The following is a 9,052-nucleotide window of genomic DNA, read 5'->3' as shown; positions in this document are numbered from 1 at the left end:
AGCATCGTGGCCCGGTGCACCACCGTCAGCCCGCGCTCCTTGGCCGTGAGGACCTCGATGTTGTCGCCGCGCAGCCCGGTGGTGACGACCACGGTGTCCACGCCGTCGAGGTTCTCCGGCCGCTGCCGGCCACGGCCTGACCGCCCGCATCCTCGAGGACTCCGTCTCGTAGGCCACGCGGTCACCGGATCCGGTCCCGCTCGGACGCCCGGTCCTCCTCAAACTCTTGATGCACGCCGGTACGCGTCAGGGGTCTGTCCGGTCCAGCGCAGGAACGCCTTGCGCAGCGTGCGGGCGTCGGCGTAGCCGACCCTGGAGGCGACGGACTCGACCGTCAGGTCAGTCTCGCCCAACAGTCGCAGCGTCTTCTCGTGGCGCACCGCCTCGACCTCGTCGCGCCAGCTGGTGCCCTGCTCCTCGAACCGGCGCTGCAGTGTACGTGTGCTCATACACAGTCGGTTCGCGATCGCGTCCAGGCTCACCTCGTCGCGCGCGAGTGCGTCGGAGACCACCTGGAGGAACGTGCTGTGCCAGTCCGGCGGCGCCTTCGCCGAGGTCATCATCATCTCGGTGTAGCGGGTGACGATCCGGTCGAGTTCCGGGTCCCGGGGCGTCGGCGGCGTGCCGGCCTCGGGGTCGATGAAGGTGATCTCGCTGGCCGCGGCATCGAACTCGATGTTGGCGGTGGCGAACGCGTGGGTCAGGTAGCGGTGGCTGCGCGGCGCCGCGTGGGCGAAGGAGACGCGGATCGGCGTCGCGGCGGTGCTGGTGGCGTCCTGGACCCGCCGCAGCAGCATCCCCATGACCCACTCGTGCAGGAAGGACAGGCGCGGCACGGCTTCGATGCCGCGGTAGCGGACCGTCAGCAGCCGCCCGTCCTCGACGACTTCGAAGGCCGCGGTCGGGTCGGTCACGGCCGGGCTGTAGTGCGCGGCGGCCCTGAGTCCGTCGGCGAGTGAGTCGCCGGTCGCGAACAGGTAGCCCCATGAGTCCAGGGCCCCGGGGGCGATCGAGGCGCCGGCCGCCACGCCGGCCTCGGCGATGCCGGTCAGGGTGATCAGCTCGCAGATACTCCACATGGTGTGGTTGGGCACGCGGATCAGGTCGTTGTCGAGCGTCTCCGGGTCGAGCCCCGGCAGCGTGCTCATGGCCCGCGGGTCGACACCGTATCGCAGAGCCATGGCATGTAGATGGCGTACCAGGTGAGCCGATACCGTCCCCGAGATCATGGGGCAAGAGTACTGATGCGCATTGGCGCGTGCAGCCCCCTTCCTGGCGCCTTCGGCCCCCTCGCGGCGCGTACGGCCCCCCTCGTGGCACGAGCGGACCCGGCCGGGGCGTGCGCGCGGGCCGTAGCGTCGTAGACGGGCGCCGGCCGCATCGGCCGGCCCTGCCAAGACGCTCCTCGAGTCCGCGAAGGAACCAGAATTGTCTGCCTCGAATTTCGCCACGCCGGCCACGGGCACCGTTCAGCACGCGGCCGAGGACCCGAACGCGGCCGCGGCCTCCTGGACCGGGATGGTGCCGGTGGAGGACACCGCGCTGGCCGTGACCGACACCGGCGGCCCGGGCCGGCCGGTGGTCTACCTCAACGGCTCCTACGCCACCCAGCGCAACTGGCGGCCGGTGACGGCCGAGCTCGGCGCCTCCTGGCGGCACATCACCTACGACGAGCGGGCCCGCGGCAACAAGTCGAAGAAGTCCGCGGACTACTCCTTCGAGGCCTGCCTCCGGGACATCGAGGCGGTCCTCGACGCCCGAGGCGTGACCCGGCCGGTGCTGGTGGGCTGGTCGTACGGGGCCGCGCTCGCCCTGCACTTCGCCGCGAGCCACCCGGACCGGGTCGCCGGGGTGGTCATGGTGGACGGCGGCTACCCCTGGGACTACCTGGCCACGGTCGAGGGCGGTCCGGACGCCGGGCGCGCGCAGATCCGCAAGCTCTTCCGCCGCTTCGCCTTCACCATGCCGGTCACCCGCCGGCTCGGCCTGTCCGCGCGGATGAGCGCCGATCAGCACGCTGACGTGAACATCGAGCTCAACGAGATCGTCGCGGCCGGCGCGCCCGTGTTCGACCGCGTCACCTGCCCGATGCGGTTCATCGTGGCCTCAGGCTCCAGCCTCGGCTCCACCGAGGAGGGGCACACCGCGATGCGCGCCACGCTGGACCCGGTGCTCGAGCGCAACCCGAACGTGCGGGTGAGTGCGACGGTCACGAGCAACCACTCGACGGTGCTGCGCAAGGACTTCCGGGCCGTCGCCGCGGCCGTGCTCGAGGTCGCGGCCGCGGCGGACGGCCCGGTCGGCTGAGCGGGTGGGGCTGGTGTGTGCGAGGCCTGTCACGTGTGTGCGAGGCCTGCCGTCACCAGGCGGCAGGCAGCGTGATCATCGAGTCGACGATCTCGCCGCCGCTGAAGGCCAGCTGCTCCCGGGTGACCGTCATCCGCAGCTCCGGCAGCCGCTTGAGCAGCGTGCCGAGGCCGATGTTCAGCTCGGCCTTGGCCAGGTGCGCGCCCAGGCAGTAGTGCGGTCCGCCGCCGAAGATGAGCGGCACCGGGGCGTCCCGGTCGAAGCGGATGGTGTCCGGGTCCGGATACGCCTCCGGGTCGCGCCCGGCGCCGTTGCTGGCGATGGCGATCGCCTGCCCGGCCTTGACCGTGCCGGAGGGCAGCTGCACGTCCTCGACCGCGAGGCGTAGCAGGGCACTGTTGCTCAGCCCGGTGAAGCGCAGCAGTTCGTCGACCGCGGCGGGCAGCTCCTCGGGGTGCTCGAGCAGCCGCAGCCACAGCCGGCGGTCGTCGTCGAGCAGCTCGGCCAGGAAGCGGCTGAGCGCCGTGGAGGTGGTCTCGTTGCCGACCGCGATCAGGCCGGTCACCAGGGTCAGCAGTTCGTGCTCGGTCAGCCGGTCGGCGCCGTCGCGGGCCGCGATCAGGTCGTCGATCAGGTCCTCGCCGGGCTGCGCGCGCTTGGCCGCGATCAGTTCGGCGACGTACCCGAGGAACGCGCCGATCTGCGCCATCTGCTCCTCGGGCGCCATCTGCGCGCCGGAGGAGAAGGCGTTGGACCACACCCGGAAGCGCAGCGCGTCGCGCTCGGGCACGCCCAGCAGCCGGCAGATGATGCGCACCGGCAGGGCGAAGCAGTACCCGGCCACCAGGTCGGCCGGGGAGCTGGCCGCCTCCAGGTCGTCGATCAGCTCCTCGGCGACCTGCTCGATGGCCGGCTTCCAGCGCTCCACCCGGCGCGGGGTGAACGCCGCGGCGACGATCCGCCGGATGCGCAGGTGGTCCTCGCCGTCCTTGTTCAGCAGGACGTCGGGGTCCTGCAGAAAGCTCGGCTCCACCGTCATCCGCGGCGCCCCCGGTCCGGTCAGGTCGTGCGACAGGCGCGTGTCCGCCATCGCCGCGGCCACGTCCCGGTAGGTCAGCAGCAGGATCGCCGGGTCCCCGCTCGGCAGCCGCACCTGGCCGAACGGGCAGCTCGCCCGTCGCTCGGCGTACGCGGCGGGCGGGGTGAGCGAATGGCTGCTGGGGAACGGAAAGGACGGCAGATCGGAACCGGCGGGACTCTCGGCGACCTCGGTCATGCGTGACCTCTCGGATCAGGGTGAATCAGGGTATGGGCACGTGCGGTTGTGTCGCAGTCTCCTGACCCAAAGTAGCCGCGCTCCCGCGCCGCGCAAGCAACTCGCCACCGCGCGCCCTCGATCCGCCGGGCCGGTCGCCGTGTCCCGATGCCCCGGTGCCGCGTCAGCGTTCGCCGGGCAGCTGATCGCCGCTGATGCGGATGGGCGCGGGCTTGCCGTCGGGGCCCGGCTTCGCCGTGGTGTCCACCGGAGTGAGCACCATCTTGATCTCCTGCACCGCCTCACGCGAGAACGTCGCCTCCGCACCGGCCTCGACGACCCAGAAGCGGATCTTCGAGCCGGGCTTCGCCTCCCGGCCGACCGTGACGGTGAGGGACAGCTCCACCGGGCCGAGCTCGAAGCGGATCCGCTCGCCCTCCGCCTGCACCAGCGCCAGCGCGAGCTCCTCGCGCAGCTGCTGGACCAGCGAAGCCAATTCGATGCCGCTCATCCGCCCACTCCCGCCGTATATGGATCCTGAGTCAGGGTAGAGCAGGCGGACCCCGCCGCGCTCGGGATCAGGCGCCGTAACAGACGAAGGTGCACGCCTGCGGCACGGCGTCCTGCATGGCGAGCAGCGCCTCGGCGGGTGCTCGCCCGGCCGCCAGCGCGGCATGGAACACGTCCATGGCCTCGACCAGTTCCTCGTCGCCGACCGGTCCGACCGGTCCGACCGGTCCGACCGAGGCGATCAGGGACCTGGTTCCGGCCGCGAGCAGGGCGCTGGCCATCCCCATCAGCTCGTCGCCCGGCCTGATGCCCGACAGCGCCGCGTCACTGCAGCTGAGGATCACCGTCCGCGGGCCCCGCGCCAGGCCTTCGAGGTCGTAGACGGTCAACGGCCCGTCCGCGAACTCCAGGCTGGAGAAGAGCGGATTGTCGGCCCGGAAGCGCCCGTGCGTGCTCAGGTGGGCGATCGAGGCGCCGTCGAGTCCCTCCAGCACGGCCTCGACGGTGGCGCCCTCGCCCGACAACACCCGGGCGTCCGGGTACTTCCGGGAGATCCGGTGGATCTCCGTCCCGGCGTGCATCAGCCCTGGGCCGTGGGCCAGGAACACGCCGCCGGCCGCCGGATCAGGGCCGGCCGGCCGGCTGGCCGCCGCCATCCAGGAGCGAGCTGAGGGCGCGATCACCAAGGGAGTCCCGGAAAGAGAGGGGAGCGTCGCCCACGCGAGCGCGTGCAGGGAGCCGGTGGGCACGATGACGAGTTGACGGCCGCGCAGCTGTTCGGTCATGGGCTCCAGCAGGAGCCGGTCCATTCGTCCGCGCGTGTACTGGAAGACGTCCTGTGCGCCGCGGAGCAGGGCCGCGGAGCCGTGCTGTCGCGCCAACCGCACGAGCGCGAAGCGATGCCCGTCCAACTCCGCCAGCACCTCAGCGTACGAACCGAGCCGGTACAGCCGGGTCCGGCCCGCCACCAGGGTGACGGCGTGGAGCTGATCGCCCAGCCGTATGTACTCGACCAAGGCGCGTTCACCCAGGTGCGCGGCGAGCATGGCGACATCCAGCGGCAACTCGGGCGTGAACACGCCCGGCGCATGGCGAGCCAGCTCCCTGATCTCCTCCTCCAACCGCACTCGCTCGATCTGGAGCCTGCGCACGTCTCGCCCGGCCGGCCCCTCTTCGGAGATCGTGGCGACGAGCGCGCGCAGCCGGGCCAGCCGCTCGGCCAGTGGTGAGTCGGCGGGCGCATGTACCGGCCGTTGTCGCAGGACCGTTGCTCTCCACTGCTCGGCACGGACCAGGATCCGCCGAGCCGAGCCGGACTCCACGGCAAGCCGCAGTCCCGTCTCCGCCAGTTCGGCGCCCAGAGAACTCACGCCCACCCGCATGTCCGTGGCGCCGAGCGTGCCTGCGAAGGCGGCGACGACGTGCAGCCCCTGGGTCACGGCCCGCCCGGCTCCGGCGGTGTCGCCGCGCAGCTCCCGCAGTGCCGTCTCGGCCTCCCAGCCCAGCACGCGCCCGCGCGCAGTACCGCCCACTCGGATGCGCGCGACGTCGGTGAGCAGTGACTCGGCCGTCGCTCTACGCCCCAGGGAGATCGCGACCCGGGCGGCGACGAGCATGCTTTCCTGGGGCAGCAGGCCCGGCCCGACGTCCTCGAGGTAGTCCACGTTGCGGTGCAGATCCCGCAGCAGCGCGGCGGTGCGTTCGCCTTCGCTGAAACGCGCGCTGTGCTCCACGAAGCGCGCCCACGCGGCCCACGCCGGGCGCCGCTGCTGGGCGAACACGAGCCGGGCGGCTCGGGCGTTCTCCCTGGCGGCGCTCAGTTCACTGGTGGTGAGCGCGGCCCTGGCGACGAGCAGTCGTGCCTCGGCGGCGTTGACCGTCAGGCCGACCGATGCGTACAGCTCCACCGCGCGCTGCGCGTTCTCCCGCGCCTCGGTGGCCAGGCCTGCGGCGAGCAGGGTCTCGGCGCGGTCGAGCAGAATCGGGGCCATGCGCGGGCCGGACGTCTCGTCGAGCCACAGCGCCTGGTCCAGGTGACGCAGCGCGCGGGCCAGATCGCCGGCGCGCAGTGCCGCCACACCGAGTCCGTGGATGGACGCGAGGTACAAGTCGGTAAATCTGCCTGCGCGCGCAAGGGACGACGCGGCCCGCAGGTCTCGCTCCGCCGCGACGCTCTCGCCGCGTCGGGCGAACAGCGTGCCACGCGCGTTGAGGAGCTTGGTTTCCGACTCCGTGTCGCCGTGTTCGCGCAGCACCGGCAACACGGCCGCGAAGCCGGCCAACGCCTTGGTCTGGTGCCCGGCCTCCTGCGCCTGGATCGCCCTGGCCAGCCGCGCCCTGGCCGCATCGAGCGGCCGATCGGTGGCCTGCCCGGCCCCGCTTGAGGAGAGTTCGACCTGCGTGGCAAGGCTCAGTCCACTGGCCTCGAGCGCAGCCGCGAACTGGGCGAGCGCGGCACGGAGATTGTCGATCAACCCGTGTTTCTCGGCGATGTCGACCACCCGGCGCCAGGCGGCTCCCGCCTCGGCCAGGTCACCGAGCCTTCGGCGCGTCTCCCCGGCGCTGAGCAGCGCCCTCGCCACCCCGCGCGGATCTCCCGCCGCATCGGCCAGGCTCGCCACATGCTCATAGGCGTCGAGTGCGTCCGCGAGTCGGCCGAGGCTCTCGAGCGCGTCCCCCACCTCGAGGGCAGCCGACATCTCCGTCTGTGCGGCGCCGGTAATGTGACCGGCCCGTTCGAGTGCGGTCGCGAGGAGTAGTCGGTCCTCGTGGAACTGGTGCGCGCGCAGGTAGGGGGCGAGGACGCGCCCCAGCCTCAGCGTCAGCTCCGGGTAGCCCAGCTCCAGGGCCACACCGGCACTGGCGACGAGGTTCGGCCTGCGTTCGGTGAGCCAGGCCGAAGCCCCGCGCTCGAATTCGTGGCCTGACCCTCGCGACCCAGTGTCCTGTTGCGTCGGGCCCACCGCCGCCCGCTCCGCGCCGTCGAGGTAGTGCGCGATGGCCCGGATGATCGCTTCGTCGTTCGCGTCCTTGTCGTCCTGGTCGGCGAGTTTGCGCGCGTACAGGCGCACCAGGTCGTGCATGCTCCAGCGCTCGCCGGTGGCATCGGCGCGGGTGAGGTGGGCACGTTCGAGCGCCTCGAGCTGCCGCCGCGTCTCGGCGGCCGTCTGGGCGCTGAGCACGGCGGCCGTGGCCAGATCGGTGTCCGGACCCGGGCCGATCGCCAGCAGCCGGAAGAGCCGGGCGGTCGCGGGAGGCAGGTGGCGGTACGAGGCGCCGAAGGCACTCTCCACCCCGCGCGGCGGATCGCCTTCGTACATCAGCGAATCCAGCCGCGTCCGCGCGTCCTGCAACTCCTCGACCATCGAGCGCAGCGTCCGGCGCGGTGTGCTCTTCAGGCGCGCGGCGACGATCTCCAGTGCCAGCGGCAGATACTCGCAGAGCTCGACCAGGGCCGTGAGCTCGTCCGGCTCGTCGGCGCAGCGCGCGTCCTCGGGGTGCGCGGCGGCCAACGCCCGCTCGATCAGGGCCCGGCCGGCTGCCGGCGTGAGCCCGTCGACCTCGATCAGGCGGGCCCGCAGCGCGGCAAGGCTGTTGCGCGAGGTGATCAGCACCCGATGACTGCCGATGCCCGGCACGAGCGGCTCGACCTGGTGTTCGCCGAAGACGTTGTCCAGCACCAGCAGCACCGCCGAACGGTGCGTCGAGAGCGTCGCCATGAGCGCGCGGTACAGGATCAGCTGCTCCTCGGCGGCCTCCGGAATCGGCTCCACCGCGCCGACCAGGGAACGCAGCATCGTCGCAATGGCCTGGCTCGCGGTGACCAGGCCGCCCGCCCCCTGCTCGAACCCGCGCATGTCAAGGAAGTAGACGCCGCCGGCGAACCAGCCGCGTTCGAAGGCGCGGTGGCAGGCGCGCACCGCCAGGGTGCTCTTGCCGATGCCGCCGAGCCCCGCCACGGCCGAGACCAGGACCGGGTCCGCGCCGCCGTGCCCGACGTCGTCTGGGCGCAGCAGGTCGAGCAACACCTCGACCTCCGTCTCCCGGCCGACGAACCCGGCCGGATCCGGCGGCAGCACCACCCTGCGCCGCGCCTGGGACACCAGGTCGAAGACCAGGCCGGGCAGGGCGGCGGACGCGGGGGCGCGCACCTCGACCAGGTCGAGGGCGTCGAGCGGCAGGCCGATGGCGGCACTGAGCTCACTGATCTCGCCCCGGGTCAGGCGCGGGTGCTCGAACCAGCGGTCGATCCGGCTGGCCGCGAGCATGCCCGGGCCGTCGGACCGGTGATGCTCGCTCACCAGGCCGACCAGGCGGCCGTCGACCCACACCGCGGCGCCCGACATGCCCTCCCAGGGCGAGCGGTCCGGGCTCGAGTCCGCCGGGGAGTGCACCGTTAGGGCGAGCGTGCCCTCCCGCATGTTCGACCACGGATTCACCGTGCCGACCTCGTGGTGCGAGTCGCGGTAGAGCGTCGGGGCCGAACGGTCCCCGCGCAACTTGAACAGCGGGAAGCCGAGCGCGGAGAAGGTGAACGAGGTGTCCTGGTCGGGCAGGCGGCCGAAGGCGACCGCGTGGCCCGGCTCGAACGGCACCCGTCCCCCGGCCACGTCCACGATCTCCACCACCGCCGCGTCCACGGCGTCCGAGGACCACGTCACCAGCCCGGACGCGGTGCACTCGGCCGACCGGTCCGCGTTGAACCGCAGCGAGACCGCCACGGCGCCGGCCACGACGTGCGCCGCGGTCAGCACCGTCTTGGCGGTCACCAGATAGCCGGAGCCCCGACGGGTCCGGCCGCCGTCCACCTGCACGACGACCTCGGCCACCCGCCGCGGATCGAGGCTCGCAACCCCGGGCGTCACCTCGCGCGCTACCTCCACTGCGCTCAACTGTCCAGGCCCTGCGCGCCGCGGCGGGAACCGCGCAGCGCCCGCGGCACGGCCGCGATCGGGCCGCCCCCAGGCTAGTCGATCCCCC

At 72.5% G+C, this 9,052-nt stretch carries 5 protein-coding genes; 1 reads left to right on the top strand and 4 read right to left on the bottom strand.

What is annotated here, in order from left to right; translation table 11 throughout:
• Window positions 1–218 precede the first annotated feature (218 nt).
• Window positions 219–1,181, bottom strand: a complete 963-nt coding sequence (locus KDL01_RS35830) for a helix-turn-helix domain-containing protein (RefSeq protein ID WP_212533149.1) — start codon at window positions 1,179–1,181, stop codon at window positions 219–221.
• A 337-nt stretch (window positions 1,182–1,518) separates the two neighbouring features.
• Here KDL01_RS35830 and KDL01_RS35825 point away from each other — a divergent pair, with 337 nt between their 5' ends.
• Window positions 1,519–2,307 (top strand): alpha/beta fold hydrolase, encoded by a 789-nt coding sequence (locus KDL01_RS35825; protein WP_368861717.1) that lies wholly within the window; start codon window positions 1,519–1,521, stop codon window positions 2,305–2,307.
• Between the two features lie 52 nt (window positions 2,308–2,359).
• On the opposite strand, the gene KDL01_RS35820 is transcribed toward KDL01_RS35825, so the two are convergent.
• The 3 genes from KDL01_RS35820 to KDL01_RS35810 all read right to left on the bottom strand — a co-directional run bounded on the left by KDL01_RS35820 (window position 2,360) and on the right by KDL01_RS35810 (window position 8,937).
• Window positions 2,360–3,583 (bottom strand): cytochrome P450, encoded by a 1,224-nt coding sequence (locus KDL01_RS35820; RefSeq protein WP_212533147.1) that lies wholly within the window; start codon window positions 3,581–3,583, stop codon window positions 2,360–2,362.
• Window positions 3,584–3,746: 163 nt separating this feature from the next.
• On the bottom strand, window positions 3,747–4,073 hold the full coding sequence (locus KDL01_RS35815; RefSeq protein ID WP_212533146.1) for a trypco2 family protein: 327 nt from the start codon (window positions 4,071–4,073) through the stop codon (window positions 3,747–3,749).
• Between the two features lie 67 nt (window positions 4,074–4,140).
• Window positions 4,141–8,937 (bottom strand): CHAT domain-containing protein, encoded by a 4,797-nt coding sequence (locus KDL01_RS35810; protein ID WP_212533145.1) that lies wholly within the window; start codon window positions 8,935–8,937, stop codon window positions 4,141–4,143.
• Window positions 8,938–9,052 lie beyond the last annotated feature (115 nt).

Source organism: Actinospica durhamensis (assembly GCF_018139695.1).
GTDB lineage: Bacteria > Actinomycetota > Actinomycetes > Streptomycetales > Catenulisporaceae > Actinospica > Actinospica durhamensis.
Note: the sequence above shows the minus strand (reverse complement) of the source record. Positions and strands in the feature narration are given on the sequence as shown.

Excerpts from the sequence above, each read along its gene's own strand:
- KDL01_RS35815 (WP_212533146.1), bottom strand. The coding sequence starts at position 4,073 with ATGAGCGGCATCGAATTGGCTTCGCTGGTCCAGCAGCTGCGCGAGGAG.
- KDL01_RS35830 (WP_212533149.1), bottom strand. The coding sequence starts at position 1,181 with ATGGCTCTGCGATACGGTGTCGACCCGCGGGCCATGAGCACGCTGCCG.
- KDL01_RS35825 (WP_368861717.1), top strand. The coding sequence starts at position 1,519 with ATGGTGCCGGTGGAGGACACCGCGCTGGCCGTGACCGACACCGGCGGC.
- KDL01_RS35820 (WP_212533147.1), bottom strand. The coding sequence starts at position 3,583 with ATGACCGAGGTCGCCGAGAGTCCCGCCGGTTCCGATCTGCCGTCCTTT.